At 66.9% G+C, this 20,436-nt stretch carries 25 protein-coding genes, 1 tRNA gene and 1 pseudogene; 16 read left to right on the top strand and 11 right to left on the bottom strand.

Annotated elements, in window-relative coordinates; genetic code table 11:
* Positions 1–126: 126 nt before the first annotated feature.
* Both HQ306_RS06485 and HQ306_RS06490 read left to right on the top strand, forming a co-directional pair.
* Positions 127–1,473, top strand: a complete 1,347-nt coding sequence (locus HQ306_RS06485) for a hypothetical protein (RefSeq protein WP_222629508.1) — start codon at positions 127–129, stop codon at positions 1,471–1,473.
* A gap of 31 nt (positions 1,474–1,504) precedes the next feature.
* Positions 1,505–2,896, top strand: a complete 1,392-nt coding sequence (locus tag HQ306_RS06490; protein ID WP_222629511.1) for a dipeptidase — start codon at positions 1,505–1,507, stop codon at positions 2,894–2,896.
* Here HQ306_RS06490 and bcp read toward each other — a convergent pair.
* The gene (gene bcp / locus HQ306_RS06495) at positions 2,874–3,347 is read right to left on the bottom strand and encodes a thioredoxin-dependent thiol peroxidase (protein WP_222629529.1); all 474 of its coding nucleotides are present in this window, start codon (positions 3,345–3,347) and stop codon (positions 2,874–2,876) included. The two genes, HQ306_RS06490 and bcp, sit on opposite strands and share 23 nt — an antisense overlap.
* A gap of 112 nt (positions 3,348–3,459) precedes the next feature.
* Here bcp and HQ306_RS06500 point away from each other — a divergent pair, with 112 nt between their 5' ends.
* Together HQ306_RS06500 and HQ306_RS06505 are read left to right on the top strand one after the other, a co-directional pair.
* Positions 3,460–3,681: a DUF3618 domain-containing protein gene (locus tag HQ306_RS06500; protein ID WP_027505503.1), complete on the top strand. Its 222-nt coding sequence runs from the start codon at positions 3,460–3,462 to the stop codon at positions 3,679–3,681.
* 92 nt (positions 3,682–3,773) lie between these two features.
* Positions 3,774–3,846, top strand: a tRNA-Lys gene (locus tag HQ306_RS06505).
* 338 nt (positions 3,847–4,184) lie between these two features.
* On the opposite strand, the pseudogene HQ306_RS06510 reads toward HQ306_RS06505, so the two are convergent.
* Together HQ306_RS06510 and HQ306_RS06515 are read right to left on the bottom strand one after the other, a co-directional pair.
* Positions 4,185–4,487: pseudogene (locus HQ306_RS06510) on the bottom strand (epoxide hydrolase N-terminal domain-containing protein); the annotation flags it as partial.
* Between the two features lie 259 nt (positions 4,488–4,746).
* A complete protein-coding gene (locus HQ306_RS06515) occupies positions 4,747–5,034 on the bottom strand; it encodes a hypothetical protein (protein WP_222629555.1) in 288 nt (95 codons plus the stop codon).
* 293 nt (positions 5,035–5,327) lie between these two features.
* Between HQ306_RS06515 and HQ306_RS06520 the strand changes: the two genes are divergently transcribed.
* Both HQ306_RS06520 and HQ306_RS06525 read left to right on the top strand, forming a co-directional pair.
* Positions 5,328–5,570, top strand: coding sequence for a hypothetical protein (locus tag HQ306_RS06520; RefSeq protein ID WP_222629559.1), 243 nt, complete (start codon positions 5,328–5,330; stop codon positions 5,568–5,570).
* 67 nt (positions 5,571–5,637) lie between these two features.
* Positions 5,638–5,838, top strand: coding sequence for a three-helix bundle dimerization domain-containing protein (locus tag HQ306_RS06525; RefSeq protein WP_222631572.1), 201 nt, complete (start codon positions 5,638–5,640; stop codon positions 5,836–5,838).
* 516 nt (positions 5,839–6,354) lie between these two features.
* Here HQ306_RS06525 and HQ306_RS06530 read toward each other — a convergent pair.
* The 3 genes from HQ306_RS06530 to HQ306_RS06540 all read right to left on the bottom strand — a co-directional run bounded on the left by HQ306_RS06530 (position 6,355) and on the right by HQ306_RS06540 (position 8,382).
* Entirely contained in the window at positions 6,355–7,158 is an 804-nt protein-coding gene (locus HQ306_RS06530; RefSeq protein ID WP_222629562.1) for an alpha/beta fold hydrolase, read from the bottom strand.
* Positions 7,159–7,251: 93 nt separating this feature from the next.
* Positions 7,252–7,839 carry a dihydrofolate reductase family protein gene (locus tag HQ306_RS06535; protein WP_222629565.1) on the bottom strand — a complete coding sequence of 196 codons (588 nt, stop codon included), beginning with the start codon at positions 7,837–7,839 and terminating at the stop codon, positions 7,252–7,254.
* A gap of 159 nt (positions 7,840–7,998) precedes the next feature.
* On the bottom strand, positions 7,999–8,382 hold the full coding sequence (locus tag HQ306_RS06540) for a VOC family protein (protein ID WP_222629568.1): 384 nt from the start codon (positions 8,380–8,382) through the stop codon (positions 7,999–8,001).
* 78 nt (positions 8,383–8,460) lie between these two features.
* Here HQ306_RS06540 and HQ306_RS06545 point away from each other — a divergent pair, with 78 nt between their 5' ends.
* Entirely contained in the window at positions 8,461–9,039 is a 579-nt protein-coding gene (locus HQ306_RS06545) for a TetR/AcrR family transcriptional regulator (RefSeq protein ID WP_308115417.1), read from the top strand.
* A gap of 189 nt (positions 9,040–9,228) precedes the next feature.
* Positions 9,229–9,861, top strand: coding sequence for a hypothetical protein (locus tag HQ306_RS06550; protein ID WP_222629571.1), 633 nt, complete (start codon positions 9,229–9,231; stop codon positions 9,859–9,861).
* Positions 9,862–10,143: 282 nt separating this feature from the next.
* Here the strand turns inward: HQ306_RS06550 and HQ306_RS06555 are convergent, their stop codons facing one another.
* Positions 10,144–10,422 (bottom strand): hypothetical protein, encoded by a 279-nt coding sequence (locus HQ306_RS06555; RefSeq protein WP_222629574.1) that lies wholly within the window; start codon positions 10,420–10,422, stop codon positions 10,144–10,146.
* A 454-nt stretch (positions 10,423–10,876) separates the two neighbouring features.
* On the opposite strand from HQ306_RS06555, the gene HQ306_RS06560 reads away from it, so the two are divergent.
* A complete protein-coding gene (locus tag HQ306_RS06560; RefSeq protein WP_222629590.1) occupies positions 10,877–11,461 on the top strand; it encodes a dihydrofolate reductase family protein in 585 nt (194 codons plus the stop codon).
* Between the two features lie 77 nt (positions 11,462–11,538).
* Here HQ306_RS06560 and HQ306_RS06565 read toward each other — a convergent pair whose 3' ends face one another.
* Positions 11,539–12,420, bottom strand: a complete 882-nt coding sequence (locus tag HQ306_RS06565) for a serine hydrolase (RefSeq protein WP_222629593.1) — start codon at positions 12,418–12,420, stop codon at positions 11,539–11,541.
* A complete protein-coding gene (locus HQ306_RS06570; protein ID WP_222629611.1) occupies positions 12,417–13,301 on the bottom strand; it encodes a LysR family transcriptional regulator in 885 nt (294 codons plus the stop codon). The genes HQ306_RS06565 and HQ306_RS06570 overlap by 4 nt, the downstream gene beginning before the upstream one ends.
* 163 nt (positions 13,302–13,464) lie before the next feature.
* On the opposite strand from HQ306_RS06570, the gene bla reads away from it, so the two are divergent.
* Complete coding sequence (gene bla, locus HQ306_RS06575) at positions 13,465–14,394, top strand: class A beta-lactamase (RefSeq protein ID WP_222629614.1); 930 nt, start codon at positions 13,465–13,467, stop codon at positions 14,392–14,394.
* 43 nt (positions 14,395–14,437) lie between these two features.
* Complete coding sequence (locus tag HQ306_RS06580) at positions 14,438–14,713, top strand: hypothetical protein (protein ID WP_222629617.1); 276 nt, start codon at positions 14,438–14,440, stop codon at positions 14,711–14,713.
* A 148-nt stretch (positions 14,714–14,861) separates the two neighbouring features.
* Here the strand turns inward: HQ306_RS06580 and HQ306_RS06585 are convergent, their stop codons facing one another.
* Positions 14,862–15,494 carry a LysE family translocator gene (locus HQ306_RS06585; protein WP_222629620.1) on the bottom strand — a complete coding sequence of 211 codons (633 nt, stop codon included), beginning with the start codon at positions 15,492–15,494 and terminating at the stop codon, positions 14,862–14,864.
* A 198-nt stretch (positions 15,495–15,692) separates the two neighbouring features.
* Here HQ306_RS06585 and HQ306_RS06590 point away from each other — a divergent pair, with 198 nt between their 5' ends.
* The 5 genes from HQ306_RS06590 to HQ306_RS22745 all read left to right on the top strand — a co-directional run bounded on the left by HQ306_RS06590 (position 15,693) and on the right by HQ306_RS22745 (position 19,405).
* The gene (locus HQ306_RS06590; RefSeq protein ID WP_222629623.1) at positions 15,693–16,697 is read left to right on the top strand and encodes a helix-turn-helix domain-containing protein; all 1,005 of its coding nucleotides are present in this window, start codon (positions 15,693–15,695) and stop codon (positions 16,695–16,697) included.
* Positions 16,698–16,919: 222 nt separating this feature from the next.
* Positions 16,920–17,093, top strand: coding sequence for a hypothetical protein (locus tag HQ306_RS06595; protein ID WP_222629626.1), 174 nt, complete (start codon positions 16,920–16,922; stop codon positions 17,091–17,093).
* A 63-nt stretch (positions 17,094–17,156) separates the two neighbouring features.
* Positions 17,157–17,519, top strand: coding sequence for a hypothetical protein (locus HQ306_RS06600; RefSeq protein WP_222629629.1), 363 nt, complete (start codon positions 17,157–17,159; stop codon positions 17,517–17,519).
* A 129-nt stretch (positions 17,520–17,648) separates the two neighbouring features.
* Positions 17,649–18,632, top strand: coding sequence for a hypothetical protein (locus HQ306_RS06605; RefSeq protein WP_222629632.1), 984 nt, complete (start codon positions 17,649–17,651; stop codon positions 18,630–18,632).
* A gap of 404 nt (positions 18,633–19,036) precedes the next feature.
* Complete coding sequence (locus HQ306_RS22745) at positions 19,037–19,405, top strand: hypothetical protein (RefSeq protein WP_374197735.1); 369 nt, start codon at positions 19,037–19,039, stop codon at positions 19,403–19,405.
* A 1-nt stretch (position 19,406) separates the two neighbouring features.
* Here HQ306_RS22745 and HQ306_RS06615 read toward each other — a convergent pair whose 3' ends face one another.
* On the bottom strand, positions 19,407–20,408 hold the full coding sequence (locus HQ306_RS06615) for a sugar phosphate isomerase/epimerase (RefSeq protein WP_222629638.1): 1,002 nt from the start codon (positions 20,406–20,408) through the stop codon (positions 19,407–19,409).
* Positions 20,409–20,436: the final 28 nt, after the last annotated feature.

The following is a 20,436-nucleotide window of genomic DNA, read 5'->3' on the forward strand; positions in this document are numbered from 1 at the left end:
TTTAGAGACTGTTACAAGACGCATAGTTCACTGACGGAGCAAGTAGTCGATCGTTCAGGCCGGTCTCGGGGGAGTCACGACGGCTGTGTCGGCTTCCGGTTCGTCTTCGAGAAGAGGAGGCACATCATGAACGACACCCCCCGCAACAGCAGCGCACCCGAGACCCGTGGTGACACCACCGTGGTCTCCGCCGTTCTGCTGTATCACCTGGACGGGTCCACGGTGACGGCGTCCCTGCTGTCTCCCATCGACGGGTCGGACCTCGGCGTCGCCGAGTCGATCGACCTCGAGGACTTCTCGCCCGAGCAGATCGGGCTGACGGTGCCGATGCTGTGGGACCTGGTGGACGTCGCCGACGCCTGTGTCATGTCCGTCGTGACCTCGGGCGCTGCCGCTGACATCGACGTGGCTCCGCCCATCCTCGAACTCGCGTTCGGTGTTCCCGTCTTCGACTCTCCCACCCCGGTCGTCGCGGACACGCCCGCCGCCGGCGCGACACTCGACGACGACGCCACTCCTCCTGCCGACGATGTCGCGCCCTGGCAGCGGACCACACCCTCCGCTGTCGCCGCCGCCGCAGCGGCAGCCCGCCCACCTCTGCGCCCGACGCGTCCCGTCCCGGCCAAGCCGGTACGCCGGTCTGCGACCGGTGCGGGGAAGTCCGGCGTCGTGAAGTCGGGCGCGTCCGCGTCGCCGATCTCGAAGTCCGCAGCGGCACGTGCCGGTGTGGCAGGTGCCGCCGCCGCGGCTGCTCGACCCCGAGTCGCGTCCGCCGACGAGGTCACGCCCGTCGACGAGGTCATTCCTCCCACGACGTCGTCCGACACCGACACCGACACCGAGGTGTTCCCCGCCGTCGTGGCACCTGCTGTCGTCGATCCGATCGACGATGCTCGGACCGAGGCCATCCCGGTGGTGACGGCCGCGTCCGTCGCTCCCACCGGTCGCCGCTCGCGCCGTTTCGTCGGGTTCGCCGGCGCTGCTGCAGCAGCAGCGCTGGTCGCGGCGGGCATCGGTACCGCTGCCGTGATGACCGGTGGATCGGACAGCGTGCCCCAGAACACCGCCGCTGAGCAGCAGGCCCCGAACGGTGGCTCCGCGTCCCCGGTGGCAGATGCTCCCGCAGCCGCGGCACCGGTGGTTCCCGCTGCTCCGGCCGCGTCGCCGGCCCCCGCTGCTCCGGCAGCGCCGGTTCCGACAGAGGACGCCGCAGCAGACGCCGCGGCCTCCGACTGGACCGCGCCGTCGGCAGCACCCTGGTCGCCGACCGCCGCTGCGCCGGCGCCCACGCCGTGGACCACCACGCCGCCACAGCAGCAGTCGTCCTCGCCCAGTGCGGTACCCGCTCCGCAGTTCACCGTCCCGGTGCCCGAGCAGGATCCGAACAAGTCCCCGCAGCAGCTGCAGGACGAGGCGTGGGCGAAGCACTGGCAGCAGACCGGGCAGTGGCTGAACCAGGAGTTCCCGCAGTAGGTCGACGCGTCGAGGTGCCAGACTGTTTTCCATGACCTCTGGTACCGATGCGCAGTTGTCCGAGCTCCGAGACCGCGTGCGTGCGAGCATGCCGCGAGTGCGCGCCGAACTGGCAGACCTCGTTGCCTTTCGCTCCATCGCCGATCCCGAGCAAGCGCCGCCGTCCGAGTGCCGCTCCGCCGCGGAGTGGGTGCGGGACGCGTTCCGCGACGCCGGCGTGAAAGACACGGAGTTGCACGAGACGTCCGATGGATCGGCGGCCGTCATCGGTCGGCGCCGCGCCGCGGACGGTGCTCCGACGGTGCTGCTGTACTCGCACTACGACGTCCAGCCTGCGGGCGACGAGTCTCTCTGGAAGAGCGCGCCTTTCGAGTTGACCGATCGGGACGGTCGCTGGTTCGGCCGCGGTTCGGCCGATTGCAAGGGCAACGTGCTGATGCACCTCGCGGCGCTCCGTGCGCTCGGCTCCGACTCCGAGGTGGGCATTGTGGTGGTGTGCGAGGGCTCAGAGGAGACCGGGACCGGTGGCCTCGAGGACCTGGTGCACGATCGTCCCGAACTGTTCGCGGCCGATGTGATCGTCATCGGCGACACGGGCAACATCGCCGTCGGAACGCCGACGCTGACGACCTCGCTGCGCGGCATGGCGATCGTGCGGGTCGACGTCGAGACACTCCGCGGCGCAGTGCATTCCGGCATGTACGGCGGTCCTGCGCCCGACGCACTGGTGGCCCTCGTGGCGATGCTCGCCACGCTGCACGACGTCAACGGCGACACCACCATCGACGGGGTGGACGGTTCCGGCGTGTGGGACGGTGCCGAGTATCCGGTCGAGCGTTTCCGGACGGATGCGGGCGTGCTGGACGGTGTGGAGCTCACCGGGAGCGGGTCCATCGCGGACCATCTCTGGGCCCGGCCGTCCGTCACCGTCATGGGCATCGACTGCCCACCCGTGGTGGGAAGCGCCGCCGCCGTGGTGCCTCGCGCGTCCGCGCGCATCGGACTGCGCGTACCGCCCGGCATGGACGCCGAGAAGACGCGTGATCTGCTCATCACTCACCTGACGAATGCGGCGCCGTGGTCCGCGCGGGTGACGGTCACGCCGGATGCCGTCGGATCACCCTTCGCCGCCCGTACGGACGGCCCCGCGTACGGCACGCTGATGACCGCGCTGAGCGACGCCTACGGCGAGCCCGTGCAGTTCGCCGGGCAGGGCGGTTCCATTCCGCTGTGCACCGCGCTGCAGCGCGCGGTTCCGGACGCGGAGATCGTCCTCATGGGCGTCGAGGAGCCGCTGTCGACCATTCACGCACCGAACGAGAGCGTCGACCCCAGCGAGATCGAGACCATCGCGGTGGCCGAAGCAGCGTTCCTGAGCCGCCTGCCCGAGCAGTGGCGGCTCAGAGCTTCAGATCGCGAATGAGCTTGGCGACGTGGCCGGTGGCCTTCACGTTGTACTGAGCCACCTCGACCTTGCCGTCGGCGTCGATGACGAACGTCGAGCGGATGACGCCCGTGACGGTCTTGCCGTACATCGACTTCTCGCCGAATGCGCCCCACGCCTGCAGGGTCGACTTCTCCGGATCGGAGAGCAGCGGGAACGTGAGGCTCTCGTCGTCGCGGAACTTCGCCAGCTTGGCCGGCTTGTCCGGCGACACCCCGATCACCTCGAGGCCCGCATCGTTGAGCTGCGCCAGGCTGTCGCGGAAGTCGCACGCCTGCTTCGTGCACCCCGGCGTCGCCGCGGCGGGGTAGAAGTAGACGACCACGCGTCGGCCGGCGTAGTCCGCCAGCGACACGGTGTTGCCGTCGGCGTCGGGAAGGGACAGGGCGGGAGCAGCGTCGCCTGCGGACAGTCTCGAGGTCGTGGTCACGATGCCAAACTTAGCCGACTCGTCCGAGCCGGGCAGGCGCGCCGGGCGTCGTGCTCTAGGCTTTGAGGCGACCGCAGAAGTTCTGCATCTTCGTCCAGCCGGGAGGGCTTTCGTGGCACGCAACACCGACAACATCGAGCGCGACATCGAGGCCGCACGCGACCAGCTCGCGTCGACCCTGGACGAGCTCAGCGTGCGCGCCAACCCGAAGCGGCTGGTCGAGAACACCAAGCGCAGCGTCGTGGGCACCCTCAACGAGCCCGCCGTGAAGTTCTCGCTCATCGGCGTCGGCGCCGTCGTCGCCATCCTGGTGATCCGCAAGATCGTCAGCTGAGCATCCGCGCAGGTCAGTGAATCGATTTCACTCCCTGCGCGCCAGGTGTTAATGTCTTTCACGCACCGAGGAGCGCGAGCCGCTCCGACCATGCGCCTATAGCTCAGTTGGTAGAGCAAGTGACTCTTAATCACTGGGTCCGGGGTTCGAGTCCCTGTGGGCGCACAAATAGGGCCCCTGATCAGCGGTTATGCTGTTCAGGGGCCCTTCTGGTGTCGGTGCCACTCACTACTTATTCATGACTTTCAACTCGAAGCTCACTGATTCCGTCTCTCCGGAGGCATGCTTGTGTTGCGTTGTTACTGGTCAACGAATTGCAGGGCAGAGCGTCGCAAGTCAGTTCTGTATCGGTTCCAATAGACGGCGTGACTAAGAGTCGTGTAGCCATCGACGTCCACCGCAGTCCGCATGGAAAGTGTTTTTTCGAGGACCGAGTGCGGGTTTCTCCATTGCACGGTGGGGGTGCACCAGGTGATGAGGTGTCCTGTTCGTGTCGGTTGCGGTCACCGTCCGTCGAAGGCGTCGGCGGGGTCGGTCGGATCGGTGAGCGCGTCGATGATGTCGAGGAACTCGAACACCGACCCGGGCCACCCGTGCGTGAGGATCAGCGGCAGGGCGCCGGGGTGCGAGGATCGGACGTGGACGAAGTGGATGCGTGTGCCGTCGATGCTGGTGGTGAACTGCGGGAACGCGTTCAGGCGCGCTTCACGGGCCCGCCAGTCGTAGTCCGTTCGCCACCGTCCGGCGAGATGCTTCACGTAGTGCACCGGCACACCGGTGTTCCAGGAGTCACCGGGAAGCGGCGCCGGCCACCGCGTCTACTCCAACCGACTGTGGAGGAGGTCGATCTCATCCTGGGGAACGTGGAGTACGAACGGTTCGATGCTCATGCCTGCGAGCCTGGCAGCGATCGAGGACAGTCGCAGTCCGCAACCGCCGGCGGCGCGCCTTGATCCGGCATTACCTGTTGATCTCCGCGTGGTTGCGCCTCGAAGCGCGAACCACATGGTGTCGGACTCTCTCGTACGATCGCCGCTGCCGTCGGCTCGCCATCACCCGGTGCCGTCACCGAATGTGGTACGGGGTGTCGCTGATGCCGAGCCCGCGTCCCTCCAGCACTGCTCTCAGCGTCAGGAGGAAGTTCTCGCTGGTCGCTGCCGACGCCCATGGCCAGTGATTGTCGAACCGGTACATCGAGCACTCGGTGCGGACCGCTCGCCACGGGTCCTGATGGGCGGAGCTCACCTCGTCCCAGATCGCCAGCATCCCCGCCAATTCGGTGTCGATGACCCGAGGTGGAGCCCCGCGGTGGGTCTCCGCCGACCGCATGCGTCGGTAGAACTCCTCGATCATCTCGCGCTGACCTTCCGTATCCTCCGCGAACCATCCCGACGTCGACCGCGTAGAACAACGCCGCGACGAGGCACCACGGCGGGCACATCACCGGGTGCAGGCACGAGCACCGGGATGAACACCCGTTCTACGCGCCGTGACGACGTCGTGCTGTGTTTCCGCCGTCTACGCGCGCCTGGTGCCCGCTTCGCCGCCCGCAATGCGCGGACCAGTACCGTGGTCGGACGTCTGATCGACCCTTTCGGGCGTCACCAGGCGACTGTCGGAACGATCGGTGAGGAGCGTGACCTCGAGTGGCAGAGGATCCGGATGTGGCGCAGGCGCGGGTGTTCCTGGCAGCGCTGACCGAGGAGATATCAGCCGTGGCCGCACTGCTCGACGACGCTCGCCGGCTTTCCGCCGAAGCCCGGGCGCGAGGCAACACTGCCCTCGCCCTGTGGCACGAGCAGCAGCTCAAGGTTCACAAGCGGACGCTGCGGGAACTGACCCGCCAGTCGGAGAACCTACGCACCCGGTTCCCGCTGACCGTGGAGTGACCATTACCTGTGCGAACAATATGGTCGAATCATTGACTCAGTGGTGACAGGGGTCGACTCTGAGCAGATGACAACCACCAACGAAACGGAGCATCTCGCAGCGGTGCAGGATCGGCTCACCGCCGCCCTGCCCGGGGTGAGCCGACACGACATCGAACAGGCCGTGGCGGCGGAGTACGCCCGCTTCGAGGGGCGTGCGGTGCGGGATTTCGTTCCGTTGTTCGTTGAGCGCAATGCTCGTCAGGCGCTTCGCTCCGCTGTGCACTGACACCGCCTGCACGCAGCAGTGCACGACCGCTCAGAACGTGAGCGGTCGTGCACTGTGGTGTCTTCAGGACCTGGCGCCCTGGTGTCGGGTGGGTCGGGTCCGCAGGGTGCGGGTCAGCTGAAGAAGCTGAGTCCGTCGAGGAAGTCGCCGGCGCCGCCGAAGATGTCGGGCAGGGCGCCGAGGAAGTCGACGAAGCTGGCGAGGTCGGTGATCATGGGAGCTCCCCTGGTGGTCGAGTGGTCGAGGCAGGAATGCCGTTCATCGGTACCGATCACCGGTGAACGAACGGTGACCTGTGAACGACCGCGACGTCCTCGCGTCCGTGAACGGTTCGCGTAGATCGGGTCGGTCACCAGCAGGTGCGCCCAGTACGAGGCGCGTGCTCTCCGAGGTTTGCCCATGGGGCGTTCGAGATGCTTCGACGCTGTCTCAGGAGATGAACGTCCTCGTCAGCGGACTCGCGGAGAGCATTGCCCGATCGCGACATCTGAGCAGCACTTTTCTGCACGCTCCGCGTCAACCGCCGTAGAACTTTTCCAGAAGCGGGCCGAGCACGGCAGGATCGGCCACGTGACCCTCGACCTCGAGGGTGGCCCGGCGAGCATCGGGCAAGGCGGCAGCAGCAGCGTCCGCAGCTGCACCGAAGAAGTCGACGGGAAGGCCACCCATATGTGGGTCGACCACAGCGCCCGTGGTCAGAAGCACCGGTTGCCGCACCGTCGAGAGCCGGTCCGCAGGCACCGGGCCGTCACCCAGGCATGCGGCGTCGTAGCGCAGCGTCGACGCCAGCGCCTGCAACGCAGGCCACATGGGCGATGCTTCGGCGCCGGAGATGTCGTGCACGGAGGATCCGGCGAGCCGCATGAACAGTCGAAGCGCCTCCTCGCGGTCGCCGGCCTCGAGAGCGGCGTCGAGGTCGGCCCGGTACGACTGCCACGCGGAGATCGATGCATCGTCGACCTGGTAGGGCACCTCGTGGACGGCGATACGATCGACCGGAAGTCCCGAAGCGGCCGCCTCGAACGCGAGCGCACCTCCGCTCGACGCTCCGAACAGGTGCGCCCGCCCTCCCGCGGCGTCGATCACCGCCGCGAGGTCCTCGACTTCCCGCTCCACGGCGTACGAACGGCCGTCACTGCTGTCGCCGCGGCCCCGGCGTCGGTAGTTGACGACCGCGAAGCTGCCGGTGAGGTACTCGCCCAACGGGACGTTCTCAGTGCCGTCGTCCAAGGCGCCTCCGATGAGCACCAACATCGCTCCGTCATCGCTGAGGTGGTCGTAACCGATCGCGGTGCCATCGGGGGAGTAGGCATGCGGCATTTCGAGGTCCTCCAGGTCGTTGACTACGGGTCGAACTGTGTGCGTGGATGATCAGCTGGTCTGAGCCGCCAACCAGCGGGCTAACCGCCGAAGTCATCGGTGCCGGACGGTGTAGTGCGCGATGATCACACCCGTCGTCGTGGTGATCGAACGGACCAATTCGAGGTCGGCCCGGTCCGCCGACCCGAACAATCGCGTGCCCGATCCCAGCACGATGGGGTGGACTTGTAACACGTACTCGTCGATCAAACCCCGCGCGTGCAGGCTGCGCACCAGCTCACCGCTGCCCATGATCGTCAACGGGATGCCAATCTGCGCTCGCAGAGCTGGTACCGCATCCGCGGCGTCGCCGGCGACCAGTTCGGAGTTCGGATACGCAAGCGTCGTGCCGCTCGACCGAGACGCCACGTACTTCGGCGACTGCACCAACACCTCTGTGAACGGATTCGGCTCGGGCAGCGTCGTCCAGAAACCGAGCATGTCCTCATAGGTCCGTCGGCCGAACAGGAGCGCACCCTCTTCGCCCATCCCCTCCGCCGCGAACGTCATCGACACCTCGTCCTGATAGCCCTGCCCCCAGCCGCCGTGGACGAACCCGCCGCGTGTGTCCTCGTCGGGGCGGCCGAGGCCTTGCATCACGCCGTCGGCGGTGATGCTCTGAAAGACAGTGATCTTGGACATCGCTGGAGCCCTTCGCGTGGTGTTGGGATCGTCACTCACTGTGACCCGGCGGCACGCCGATAGTCATCGCCAATCCCCACATGCTCGTCACCCGCGCCACGGGTCCCGGCCAACTCCACCACTCGGCGTCGAAAGTACGTGCCGAGAATTTAGTGTCCTTCAGGCGTACTGGCCTGTGAACGCAATGGGTTCGATGACGTCGACCAAGACGTTTCCGGGTGCGACGACGATGACGTGTCGCTGCCCGAACTCTTCGGAGCGAAGGGGACGGGCCACGGGCACACCAGCGTCGGACAGCTCCCGATGCAGGGCATCGACATCGTCGACTTCGATGTTGACCAGGATGCCCGTGGCGGGGGCGCGATAGCCGTCAGGGATGGTCTCGTGCAACGCGTCCAGGACGGCCAGCTCGTGGTCGCCGCGTCGCAGGGAGATGTACCAGTCTGCGTCGAAGGTGGTTTCGAAGCCGAAGTGGTCGACGAAGAAAGCTGCGGTGGCGGCGACCGACCGGCTCATCAGGACCGGGTACACGCTGGTGATCATGGGGATCCTTACATACGTAGTGTTTGTATCGACGAGTGAATAATACAAACACTGTGTCGGTAATGGAAGGGGTGTGCCGTGGGACGGTCGACCAAGGAGCAGAGCGTCGAGACCGCTCGGCAGCTGCGTCAGATCGCCGCGAAGCTCTTCGCGCAGTATGGATACGCCGACGTCGGCATGGAGCAGGTCGCCGTTGCTGCAGGCGTGAGCAGAGGCGCGATCTACCACCACTGGAACGGCAAGCGAGCTCTCTTCGCCGACGTGGTGGCTCACGCGCAGGAGATCGTCGGCGCGGCCGTGGCCGCCTCCTCCGAGGGCGACGGATGGGATGCACTCGAGGCGGGGTGCGCGGCGTTCCTGGCCGCCGCGATCGCTCCGGAGGTCCGCCGCATTCTGCTCGTCGACGGCCCTGCCGTTCTCGGCTGGCAGGAGTGGCGTCGATCCGACACCGAATACGCGGGCAGAAAGCTGGCCGAAGGATTGCGGGCACTTCCGGATCTCGCCGTGGACGCCGACGCGGCTACAGCTCTGCTCAGCGGAGCGATGAACGACGGTGCCCTGTGGATCGCCGAAGGAGGCGACCCCGACGCGGTGCTCACGGCACTGACGGTCATGCTCCGAGGCCTAAGGACCCCGACTTCGATTGCCGGGTCATGAACACCGGATGATCAATGTCCGATGGAATGCGGGTGCAACACCCGACGTGTACTTGTTCGCGCACGTGAGGCGGTGTGGGCGGCGCCATTCGGGGATCGAGAGGGCGAGAACGGTGCTCTTGCCAGCGTGGCGGGCCGTCTCCATACTGGCGGCCACGGAGAGCACCGCTCTCCAGGACTGGGGAGCCTCATGACCACACCCGCGACACCTCTGCTGCTCGTGACGACCGGCATCCTGTTCGCTCTCTATCCGATTCTGCGCCCGTACTCGGTCGAAGTCGGGGAGGCCGGCGCGGAGGCCTTCGCATCGCCTCTGTGGATCGTTGCCCATCTCGCTGCGATGTTCGGATTCATCACCCTGGCGTTGTTCGTGCGTCAAGTGCGCACGGGCACGCTCGCCGACACCACTACTCTTGTCGGTGTCGCGCTGATTCTTCCGTACTACGGTGCCGAGACGTTCGCGCTGCACGTGGTCGGACGAGACGCCGTCGATACCGGCCGCACGGGTCTCCTCGATCTGGCCGACCCCATCCGTTACGGAGTCATCCAGGCCACCATGTTCGGTGCGGGCCTGATACTGATCGCGGTGGCGGCCGTGGTCCTCGCCGTTCACACGGGCGGAGTCCCTGCGGCTGTGTTCGCGGCGGGCTTCGTGCTGTTCTTGCCGCAGTTCTTCGCGCCGCCCTGGGTTCGCATCGCCCACGGCGTGCTGATACTCGTCGGCGCCGTGATGCTCGCGCGACGCATCTCGTCCGGCGCCGATCTCACCCCCGCCGAAGCCGCGCCGCACTCTCGAGCAGATGGCCTCAGCGACGCCGTGTAATCGTCCCCGCCATGACTATCGAGCCGTCATGTCTGCCCGACGGATGAATGAGGCCAGTCGTCCAAATCCTGATCACACCGATGACATTCGCCCCGCCGGAGGTCTATCCGAAGAGTCGAAAGTGAGACAACGGGAACTGGTCGAACTCGAAGCGGTCACATCCCCCTCAACGGGCTCGACCTGCACTACGAGGTTCTGGACACGCCGTCACCCGCTGCCTACGGGTCGATCGCACCCCAGCGGGGCACCGCTCCGCTTCTGCGGCCGACGTGCTGGCACCGATCACACGAAGGTGGCGGCGAAGGTCAAGGACACCACGAACAGTGCCGCGCCTCCCAGGGCTGCGCCGATCATCGCGTCGCGCCCGTTCGTCGCGATCCCGTCCTCGTCGCGACCCACGCCGATCCAACCGCAGATGACCGCGAGGACGCCGACAGGGACCGCGACCCAGTCCCCGATGAACGGAACAAACCCGCAGACCAGAGCAACGACGCCGGCGACGACCGCGGTGTTGCCGGCGCCGTTGCGGTACACCGGTTCACCGGGCGAGGGCTCAGTCATCGGTCGGTCTCGCCACTGGGCACCATCACATTCAGGGAAGACAACGCCGTACGGTTTCGGGCTGAATCGATCGCACAGTACAGGCGAATGCGGGCGGTGAAAACGAACAAGTGGACACGTACGAGCAAACTCACGGACACGGTCGTCGACTCCGATGCGGCGGTCCGTGGGCGACGAATCCGGCGTCGTGCCTCACGTTTCGGCGGTGCCGCAGCGCGTGTTCTGTCCACTGACGGTCCTGTGCAGATCAGGGCGTGTACCGGTGTCGCGGAGAAGGCGGGGCGAACACCGCCGTCATGAGTTCCTGCGCAGCACCCATGGCTCGTGTCCGAGCCGTGTCCGACTGTCACAGCTGTCCGCACCGCCGGTGGTCGGTCGGCACCGTCCACACCGGCGAGGCGAGTGGGCCGTGCCGCTATTGACTCGGCTCCGTCGGCGTTCGTAAGGTCGGAACATGGGAAGACTGGTCGTGTCGGTTCTGACATCGCTGGATGGATACTACGAAGGGCCCGGTGGCGACCTGGGCTCGCTGCCGTTCGAGGACGCGTTCAACGACCACAACCTGACACTCCTGCGCGACGCGTCCACCGTCGTGTACGGCAGCACCTGGTTCGAGAACAACTGGCGCTCGTGGTCGGCGGTGGCCGCCGATCCGTCCAGCAATGACCGCGACCGCGAGACCGCGACTCTGGTCACCACACTGGACTCGGTGATCGTCAGCGATTCCCTCACCATCGACCGCGACGATCCGTGGGCTCCCACATCGCGCGTCGTCTCGCGTTCCGAGGCACCTGACCTCATCAGGCATCTGAAACAGCACGTCGATGGCGACCTGGTGATGTTCGGAAGTGCCACGACGTGGAATCCGTTTCTGTCACTCGGCCTCGTCGACGAGTTGATCGTGCTGATCGGAGCCGGACTTACCGGCGCAGGCACCAAGCTGTTTACCGGTGATGCCGCCGCACTCGAACTGACGAGCGCGCGCGTACTGAAGGATTCACAACTGGTCGAAGTCAGATACCGCCCGCACCATCGATGACTTCTCGTCCTTCCGATGCGCATTCGACGCTGCGGTGCCGCCACTCGAAGACAGGATCATTCGAGACGTGCTGCGGCTCAGCGGAGTGCGTTCACGGCGATTCTCGCGACATCGCCGATCGCTCGATCTATAAGCGGGAGGTGCAGGTCGGAGCGAGCGGCCCTGGTGAACACGGACACGGCTATGGGCGGCTCGTCTGAGAAGGCGATCACCGCGACCTCGTTGCGAACTGCTCCGATCGTGCCGGTCTTTCCGGCGATCGTGACGTCTGCATGGGGGAACCCGGATCGTATTCGGTGTTGCCACACCTGTTGAGAGAGAATTCTCGTCATTGTCTCGGTCATCAGAATAGATGCGGCCCGCCCTTCCCAGATCGCTGACAGGAGGCTGTTCATGTCCGCTGCGCTGGTGGCGGTGGTGTAGGCCGGGTCGTACGCCGAGGTCTCATGAACTGTGTTGTTGCTGGCGAGCAGACCGACCGCCTCGGTGAGGCTGAGTGCGCCGGTGTCGTGAACGAGTTGTTGTTGCAGTGTGGCGGTGCCGCCGAGTATCCGCGTGTTCGTCAGCTCGAAGTCCGCGATGACCTGCTCGATGCTCTCCATCCCCACCGCTGCCAGGAGAAGATCCGCGGCGGCATTGTCGGAGACGGTGATCATCGAACGGGTCAGGTCCAGCCACGACAGGGTGACCGGGTCGCTGAACGTGCTCAGCCCAGTGGGTCCGGGTGTGCAATCCGCTGGGACGACACGCACCTGCGTGTGTGGTTGGAGGTGGCCGGCATCGAATGCCCGCGCTGCGGCCACGAGGACCACGATCTTGTACACCGACGCTGCCACGACGGGTTGGTGTCCGTTCACGTCCACCGTCGGCCCCTGCCCATCAATCCGCCTGGCGTGCAACCAACCTCGGCATCCGGCGTCGTGGAACGTCTCGACGATGCGTTGGTGCGCGGCGATCACTTCCTGCCCCGGAGCAATTCTCGGTCGACGGCGTAGACGATGTCGCTCAGATCGACACCGGGTACGGTCACGAGCCGCAGTCGCAGGGCGGCTTCGTTGGACAGCATCCTCGTGTGCACCGTGCCGGTGTGCACCGGAGCAGTCGGGGTGGCGAAACCGAAACACGAGCCGGTGGCCGCGGCGGTCGCAACGTCCCGGTGGGTTGCCGCGACACCGGTCTCCGGATCGAGCCCGCGGCGCCGAAGGCTGTCGACGAGTAGATCGAAGGTGGGTGGGTTGTGTTCTCGCGGAACGGAAACCAGGCGCAGGCCGTCGAGCATCTTCGGGCGCGGTGACGGCGACGTCGCGGCAGGGTGGCCGGCCGGCAGAACCACCGACCGGGGAACGGTGATGACCGGACCGGTGTCCAACCCGTCGGTGTCGGCGGGGAACTGCACGACCGCCAGGTGGAGCGCACCGCGGCGCAACTCCGAGAGAAGGTGCGCCGTGCCGGCGACCATGGGGATCACGGAATGATCGGGTGGAGGCGACAACGCCTTCTGCACCCCGAAGGTGCACCTCGCGAGCAGCTCGTCGTCGAGCTGGGGGACACATCCCCACCTCAACCCCGCCAGCGATCCCCGGCGGCGATGGGCATCGCCGATGAACCGTGCGGCGTCGTCGACGATGACCCGAGCGCGCGGCAGCAGGCTCGAGCCGTCAACCGTCAGCACGGTCCCCTCGCGTGTTCGCTCGAACAACTTCAGACCGAGGTGTTCCTCGAGGCGGCGCACCCCCTGCGACACGGGCGGTTGCGTCACCCCCAGCGACTGAGCCGCCCGACCGAAATGTCGGTGCTCGGCAACGGCGACGAAGTAACGAAGGTGAACGATCAAGTCCATGACGACAAGTCAACACGCGCTCGGCCGAACCGGGCCGATCCGACACACCACCGAGTCGATCGCGACACAGACCCTGATGAGCTGCGGTTATCGCCGATCGGAATCACCCGGCATCGGCTGGCGACTTGGCCCACAGGCGACGCCACGTGCTTCGGTTCGAGCCATGAATCTTCCCCTCACTCGTCGACAGGCACTTCTCGGATCCCTCGCGGTGGGGACAACAGCTCTCATGGGCTGCGGACGCACCGACTCACCATCGACGCCGACTTTCTCGCAGACAGCACCCCCGCCCGTGGACCTGAGTTCCTATATCGAGGCGCTCGAGAAACGTCACGGCGCACGCATCGGGGTGTGGGCGTCCGACCTGGAAACAGGCACATCAGCGGCGTACCGGTCCGAGGAGGCGTTCGCGATGTGCTCGACGTTCAAGCCGTACGCCGTCGCGGCGGCGCTCCGACTCGCGTCCAGCGGGCGACTGGATCTCGAGCAGGCTTTCCCCGTCGCCGCCGCGGACATCGTCGTCAACTCACCGGTTCTCAGCACCATGATCGGAAGCTCGATCACTCTGTCGCGGGCCTGCGAAGCAGCGCTCACCGACAGCGACAACACCGCCGGGAACATCGTGCTCCGAGCGATCGGCGGCCCCACGGCCGTCACGTCCTTCGCCCGCAGCATCGGTGATGACCGCACCACCCTCGACAGGTGGGAACCAGAGTTGAACGAAGCCGTACCCGGCGACCTCCGTGACACGACGTCACCGCAGGCGTTGGCCACCGGATACACCGCCATACTCGTCGGAGATGCGCTGGAGAGCACGCAACGCGACCGCCTGACCAGTTGGATGCGCGCCACCCGAACATCAGACAAGCGATTCCGGGCAGCACTGCCGCAGGGCTGGACCAGCGCGGACAAGACCGGGGCCGGCAACTACGGGTCCACCAACGACGCCGGACTGGTGCTCGGGCCACGAGATCAGCAGATTCTCCTGGCGGTCATGACGCGTTCGGGTGACGATCGACAGGACGCGGCACCGTTCAACGACGCCATCGCCGACACCGTCCGAACGGTCATGAACGCATTCGGCCACGCATGACCGCCTGGTCGGCGTTCGCCGCACACAGAGCGGTGATCGCCGGATGATCATCGCGGTGCTGATGGTCCTCGCGCTCCTGGTCGGCACAGTTCTCGTGCTGATCGCGGTGGCGACCGAGGAAATCGTGGCGCACGTACGACCGTCGTTACGGAAATCGTCGAGCGTGCGACTGCTTCTCGGGATCGCGTTGGCAGTGGTGATCCCGACATCGATCGCGTTGCCTGCTCTGGTGGACAACCCACGCCTGTGGACGTACTTCCTGCCCGCATTGTGCGCGGGGGTGTGCCCGTTCGTGCCGTGGTGGGTCGCGGCCCGCTGACGCGACTCAACGGGGACCTGTCGCCGCCTGCGTTCGGCCGGTTCAGTCCGCCGGCGCCTCTCTCGCATGCCTCGACGAGTGCTGAGCCTCGCCCCGGGCTGCGGATACCGCCGCGTCTTCGTCACCTCTGTCCACCGCATCGGAACAGCTATCGGCCCATCGTCACCGTCGACTCGGCAGCGATGACGATCGCCAGGACTACGAAGACACTGCCGGCGATGTAGTGCAGGGCGGTGGCGCCGCGGGGAGCGTGGCTGAACCGCGCCTGAAGACCCGCCGCCATCACGCCGATGCCGCCGTACAGGACGACCTCGCTCGAGATGTTCACCGCGCTGAGCATTGTGAACTGCGCGAGAGTGTTCCGGGCTTCACCGACGAACCCGGGGAGTACCGCGAGGAAGAACAGCATGATCTTCGGGTTGGTCACTGTGACCAGTACACCGCGCGTGTACCACCGGCCGACAGTGACGGCGCTGGGCTCTGGGGCGTCCCGCGCGCGGCGCACCGTGGTCACGCCCAACGACAACAGATACCCCGCACCGAACAGCGTGACGGCGTCGAGCAGATGTGGGTGGTCGCGGGCGAGCGTTCCCACCCCCAGGACGACGGCAGTTGCGTACAGCGCCATTCCGGTTCCGATTCCCAGGATCGCGCGGACAGCCGCCCGACGACCACCTTCGAGACCCACCGCGATCATGTACGCCATGTCCGGGCCCGGTGGCAGGAGAAACAGCACGATCACTGCCATGTACCCGGGGAGGACCGCGACGTCGACCGTCATACCGCCCCGGCCCCGGTACCGATGCCGACGAGCGTGGGCCGACGACCACGCCGAGGACCGGCACCGCAGCGACCGCTGCCGGCGGGCGCCCCATCGGCATCAAGACTGGCGCGGCGCCGCGCACTGTCGGTCTCGGTCGACCTCATGGATCGATCGTGCGCCGTCGCGGACCGCGCTGACAGTGGCGATAATGACTACATGCGCTCGGAAACTGCCAGCCCGGTTGTTCGATCGAGGCACGTCGCCGTCCTGGCGTACGACGGACTGTCGATGTTCGAGTTCGCGGTAGCAGTCGAGATCTTCGGGCCCCATGAAGTGCCGCAGCTCGGAGGAGACTGGTACGCGATGTCGGTGTGCGGCGACACCGCCCACGTGAGAATGGACAACGGTCTCTCGATGCAGGTTCCGCGCCGACTCCAAGCCGTCTCCCGAGCCGGTACCGTCATCGTCCCACCGTGCGCCGACGCATCGACGGTGCCGGAAAGCGTGCTGTCCGCCCTTCGGCAGGCACACCAGCGCGGTGCCCGGATTGTCTCGCTGTGCACCGGAGCCTTCGTGCTCGCCCGCGCCGGACTGCTCGACGGTCGCCGAGCCGTCACCCACTGGGCAGACTGCGACGCTTTCGCCGAGGCGTATCCGGCGGTCACCGTCGATCCGTCCGTGTTGTACGTCGACGAGGGCGACATCCTGACCTCGGCGGGCAGCGCCGCGAGCATCGACCTGTGCCTGCACATCGTGCGACTCGATCACGGAGCGGACATGGCCGGTCGACTCGCACGGTCACTGGTGGTGCAACCGCACCGCCGCGGTGGACAAGCCCAGTTCATCGAGACACCGATGCCCGTGACCGGCCATTTCGACCCGCTGACGACCACGATGACATGGATGCTCGAACACCTCGATGAGCCGATGACCGTCGCGAGCCTCGCCCGCCGAGCCCACACGAGCCCGCGCAGCTTCATGCGGCACTTCGCCGCCACCACCGGATCCACACCACATCAATGGCTGCAACGCCAACGCGTCCACCTGGCCCAACGACTACTCGAGACCAGCGACGCGAGCGTCGAGGTCGTGGCCCGGAAGTGCGGACTGGGGACCGCTACCAACCTGCGCAAACACTTCCGACGTCATCTCGGAACAAGCCCGAGCCTGTACCGAGACACGTTCTCGCGGAGCGGTGATCGACCCGGAACGCCGGCATGACGACCATGCAGTCCTTGCCGTGCTGGACGCGGGGACCGCGCCGTCGACCGAGCCCTGTACGCGGCGAAGTCGTACGGCCGGAACCAGACCGCGTACGCCACCACGGCACCGGTCTCCTGATTCACGACCAAGAGTCCCTGACCTCTTGCCGCACCGCGCCGCGTGCACCAGGGAGCATCACCGAGGCCGACCGTGTCGGACCCCGGCGGCACGATGAGGTTCATGCGCATTCGCACCCTCGCCGGACCGCCCCTGCCGCACGAGCTCGCCGTCGACACCGTGCGCGCGATCGTGCTGTCGGACAACACCGCTGGCCACTGTGGTCGCGCGTCCACCGCGTCGCCGCGTCTGCAGAACAGCGCTACAGCCGACACGGAACCGACCGGATCCACCTGAACCGCCGACCTTGTCCGGGCGAGGTCCGCTGTCTCGGCGAGCAGGCGGCGTACGGTGACCGTCATGGCGACACCCGTTGACCGGCACAGCGACTCGGCACCCGGTGTGCCCAGTGCGGCGGTCGACGACGCGGTGCGGGTGCTGCACGACCGCCTCGACGTGCTGCTCGACCGGTTGACCGATTCGGTGATGGGCGCGCCCACACCGGGTTCGGCGTCCTGGCGGACCCGATTCGGTGCCCCGGGTGCGCTCACCAGTGCCGTCCGGGCGGACGACCGCACCGCGGTCCGCGCGATGATCGCCGCCCGCGCCGGCGTCGTCGATCCCGCTGCGCCCGCTCCGGGGCACCACCGCGGCACCTCGGGGGCGGTGTCACCGCGCCGGCGGCGGCCGCGACCGGATCCGGCGCAACTGTCGATGTTCTGATTCACCCCGATCCGGTTGCCGAGTCCCGGGGCGAACAGGCGCACGAGTTCTGTCGATGTGTTCTCGCCGCTGTGAGCCCCCGGCGCCGGGGGAAGAGGGTGTCGGGCAGTGGCGATAACGTCGTCGGTCATGGCGACAGGTGCTGATGTGCCGGGCAGGTACCGGTACGAGTGGGCGCTGTTCGCGGACTGGTGCGCCGCCGCCGATCTGGCCGCATTGCCGGCGTCACCACTCACGGTGGCGGTGTTCCTGGCCGAGAATCCCGCCGGGAACGTTGCCCAGCGTCGGCGGGTGGCGGTCGTCAACCGCGTTCACACCGTTGCCGGGTACCCCGCGCCGGGAACGGTGACGGCGATCCGTCTGCAGCTCGATCGGGCCCGCACAGGCCGGGCAGCGGTGCTGCGGGGACGGTTGGCACCGATCATCGCCGCGCTCCCGGTGGCGGGGTGGCCGACCGGGATGTTCGGGCGCCGCGACGCGGTGATCCTCGCTCTGTACGCGGCGGGGTTGCGTGCGGTCGACATCAGCCGCCTCGACCGGCGGGACATCGCCATCGTCGGGGACGGTGTGCGCATCGGTGGTCGCCACCAGCTGCACCTACACCCCGACGTCGACGGCGCCGGTGCTGCGGTCATCGACTACACGGCGGTGTGGCGGCGGTGGGAGCAGGTGCTGCGAGTGGTGCAGGAGCACCCGTCGACGCGGGTGCTCGAGCAGCACCTACGGGCAGGCGCGCTTCCCGACCCCGACGACGATATGCCGCGTGTGTCGGGGCCGGTGGTGGTGCCGATCGACCGATGGGGCGCGGTCCCGCTCCCGCCGACGGTGATGACACCGGCGGCGATCACATCCGTGATGACCAACCACCTGGCGGGAACACCCGCACGACACCGACCCCTTCCCACACGCCCCGGACCGGCAAGGTCGTCGGCAAAGCCGTCGGTGGTGCCCTGCGATGACAACACGGGACTGTCCGACACCTATGCCGCCGGTGTCGCGGCCCGATCGGCGGCGCACACCGCCCTCGCCGACGTGGGGGACGTCCTCGACAAGGTGGAGGACCGCGCGGAGGAACTGCTGCGCCGCACCCTCGCCCTGCTCGACGATCTCTGACTGGCGTTGTCGCCGGGACGTCGACGACACGTCGGTGATAGCTCAGCTAGCCGAGCTGCCTGGGTACCCGGGTGCGGCGAGGAGTCGGTTCAATGCCAGAAACGAACGTTTCTGGCGCAAGTGCGCAGTCGACTTCTGCTGTCAGTCTCAAAAGGCGACCGCACCCTCTGCTGGCGATTTGTGGATCAGTGCACGTGTCTTCTGACATTCTGACATCAGAAGTGCGCTGCATGGCCGCACGTTTGGCTCTCGGTGACAGGGGAGGCTTGTGGTGGATCCCGACAAGCTCGACGTCGTGGAGGCCGGTGTGCTGACGGCGTCGGGGGAGCGGTGGTCCCGTTGACAATGCGACGGCCGGCGAGACTCATCTCAGTCGGGCAAGTGTGTTGAACAGTTCGGCGGTGATGGCCCGCGGCGTCTACCGGGCAACATCCCACCTCGACGGCGACAAGTCGTGGTCGCAGTTCGTGGAGAAGGCACTGATGCATGAAGCGGAGGCCCGCGAGCACTCCCACAACGGAGGGCAGCGGTACGACGACTCCGACGCGCAATTGTCTGCTGGTCGGCCGCTCTCCGACATCCGCTGTCGGCGGGGACGTAGCCGAGCAGTGCGGGGATCGCGGCGAGCAGCTCAGTTCCACCCTGGTGATGAAGAACATTATCGACAATCGACCCCTCCCGATGTGAGTCCGACGCGGGTCGCCGACGCGCGCATACACATCGACGCCCCCGGCCGTGGGATCTGCCGGGGGCGTCGGTGCGTGGGCGGGTGACTTACTGGACGCCTGCTGATCGTGCTGCGTCGGTGAGGGTCCGGGCTGCGATCTGCAATCCTTCGAGGGGCCCGTAGGCGGTGTCCTCGTGTTCGATGTTGACGGCCATGTTGGGGTCGACCTTGTACAGGGCTTCGAGGAAGCGTGTCCAGAAGGCGGTGTCGTGCCCGTTGCCGACGGCGACGAAGTCCCACGCCGAGTCCTCGGGCCACTTGTTGACCACGTGCTTGCCGCCGAGGCCCACCGGGTTCTGATCTTCGGGGATGCGGGTGAAGCGATCGTCGAGGACGCCGTAGATCTCGCAGTTCGGGTTGATGCGCGTGTCCTTCGCAGCGGCGTGGAACACCAACGGCCCCAGCCATTCGACAGCCTTGACCGGGTCGATGCCCTGCCAGAACAAGTGCGAGGGATCCATCTCCGCGCCGACGTTGGTGGCGCCGACCTTGTCGACGAGTCGCTTCATGGTCGGCGGGTTGAAGACGAGGTTCTGCGGGTGCATCTCGATGGCGACCTTGACTCCGTGCTCGCGTGCGAGGGCATCGATCTCCTTCCAGAACGGCACCGCGACCTCGTCCCACTGGTAGTCCTGCGAGTCGAGGTAACCCGAGTCCCAGGTGTTGACGTGCCATGCGGGCCAGGCGCCGCCGGCATGCGCCGCGGGGAGGCCGGACATGGTGACGACGCGATCGATACCGAGGAGCCCGGCGACACGGATGGACTTGCGGAGATCCTCGGCGTCCTCCGGTCCCACCTCCGGATCGGGGTGCAGGGGGTTGCCGTTGCAGTTCAGGCCGGCGATCGAGACGCCTGTTCCCTCGAAGGTTGCGAGATAGTCGGCGGGACTGACGGTTCCGGCGAGGAGGTCGTCGACGGGGATGTGCACCGGCGGGAGGAACCCGCCGGAGTTGATCTCGATGCCCTCGAGGCCGAGGGAGGCGACGGTCTTCAGCGCCTCCGGGAGTGGCTTGTCGTGCAGGATCGCGTTGTAGACGCCGAGCTTCATGGCTGGTCCTTAGTGTGTGGTGGTCGAG

Source organism: Rhodococcus sp. BP-160 (assembly GCF_019836205.1).
GTDB lineage: Bacteria > Actinomycetota > Actinomycetes > Mycobacteriales > Mycobacteriaceae > Rhodococcoides.

Coding starts and splice junctions, on each gene's coding strand:
- HQ306_RS06540 (WP_222629568.1), bottom strand. CDS start 8,382: ATGATCACCAGCGTGTACCCGGTCCTGATGAGCCGGTCGGTCGCCGCC.
- HQ306_RS06535 (WP_222629565.1), bottom strand. CDS start 7,839: ATGTCCAAGATCACTGTCTTTCAGAGCATCACCGCCGACGGCGTGATG.
- HQ306_RS06515 (WP_222629555.1), bottom strand. CDS start 5,034: ATGATCGAGGAGTTCTACCGACGCATGCGGTCGGCGGAGACCCACCGC.
- HQ306_RS06490 (WP_222629511.1), top strand. CDS start 1,505: ATGACCTCTGGTACCGATGCGCAGTTGTCCGAGCTCCGAGACCGCGTG.
- HQ306_RS06590 (WP_222629623.1), top strand. CDS start 15,693: ATGCGCTCGGAAACTGCCAGCCCGGTTGTTCGATCGAGGCACGTCGCC.
- bla (WP_222629614.1), top strand. CDS start 13,465: ATGAATCTTCCCCTCACTCGTCGACAGGCACTTCTCGGATCCCTCGCG.
- HQ306_RS06530 (WP_222629562.1), bottom strand. CDS start 7,158: ATGCCGCATGCCTACTCCCCCGATGGCACCGCGATCGGTTACGACCAC.
- HQ306_RS06555 (WP_222629574.1), bottom strand. CDS start 10,422: ATGACTGAGCCCTCGCCCGGTGAACCGGTGTACCGCAACGGCGCCGGC.
- HQ306_RS06560 (WP_222629590.1), top strand. CDS start 10,877: ATGGGAAGACTGGTCGTGTCGGTTCTGACATCGCTGGATGGATACTAC.
- HQ306_RS06485 (WP_222629508.1), top strand. CDS start 127: ATGAACGACACCCCCCGCAACAGCAGCGCACCCGAGACCCGTGGTGAC.
- HQ306_RS06615 (WP_222629638.1), bottom strand. CDS start 20,408: ATGAAGCTCGGCGTCTACAACGCGATCCTGCACGACAAGCCACTCCCG.
- HQ306_RS06580 (WP_222629617.1), top strand. CDS start 14,438: ATGATCATCGCGGTGCTGATGGTCCTCGCGCTCCTGGTCGGCACAGTT.
- HQ306_RS06585 (WP_222629620.1), bottom strand. CDS start 15,494: ATGACGGTCGACGTCGCGGTCCTCCCCGGGTACATGGCAGTGATCGTG.
- HQ306_RS06605 (WP_222629632.1), top strand. CDS start 17,649: ATGGCGACAGGTGCTGATGTGCCGGGCAGGTACCGGTACGAGTGGGCG.
- HQ306_RS06600 (WP_222629629.1), top strand. CDS start 17,157: ATGGCGACACCCGTTGACCGGCACAGCGACTCGGCACCCGGTGTGCCC.
- HQ306_RS06525 (WP_222631572.1), top strand. CDS start 5,638: ATGACAACCACCAACGAAACGGAGCATCTCGCAGCGGTGCAGGATCGG.
- HQ306_RS06570 (WP_222629611.1), bottom strand. CDS start 13,301: ATGGACTTGATCGTTCACCTTCGTTACTTCGTCGCCGTTGCCGAGCAC.
- HQ306_RS22745 (WP_374197735.1), top strand. CDS start 19,037: ATGGCCCGCGGCGTCTACCGGGCAACATCCCACCTCGACGGCGACAAG.
- HQ306_RS06550 (WP_222629571.1), top strand. CDS start 9,229: ATGACCACACCCGCGACACCTCTGCTGCTCGTGACGACCGGCATCCTG.
- HQ306_RS06595 (WP_222629626.1), top strand. CDS start 16,920: ATGCGCATTCGCACCCTCGCCGGACCGCCCCTGCCGCACGAGCTCGCC.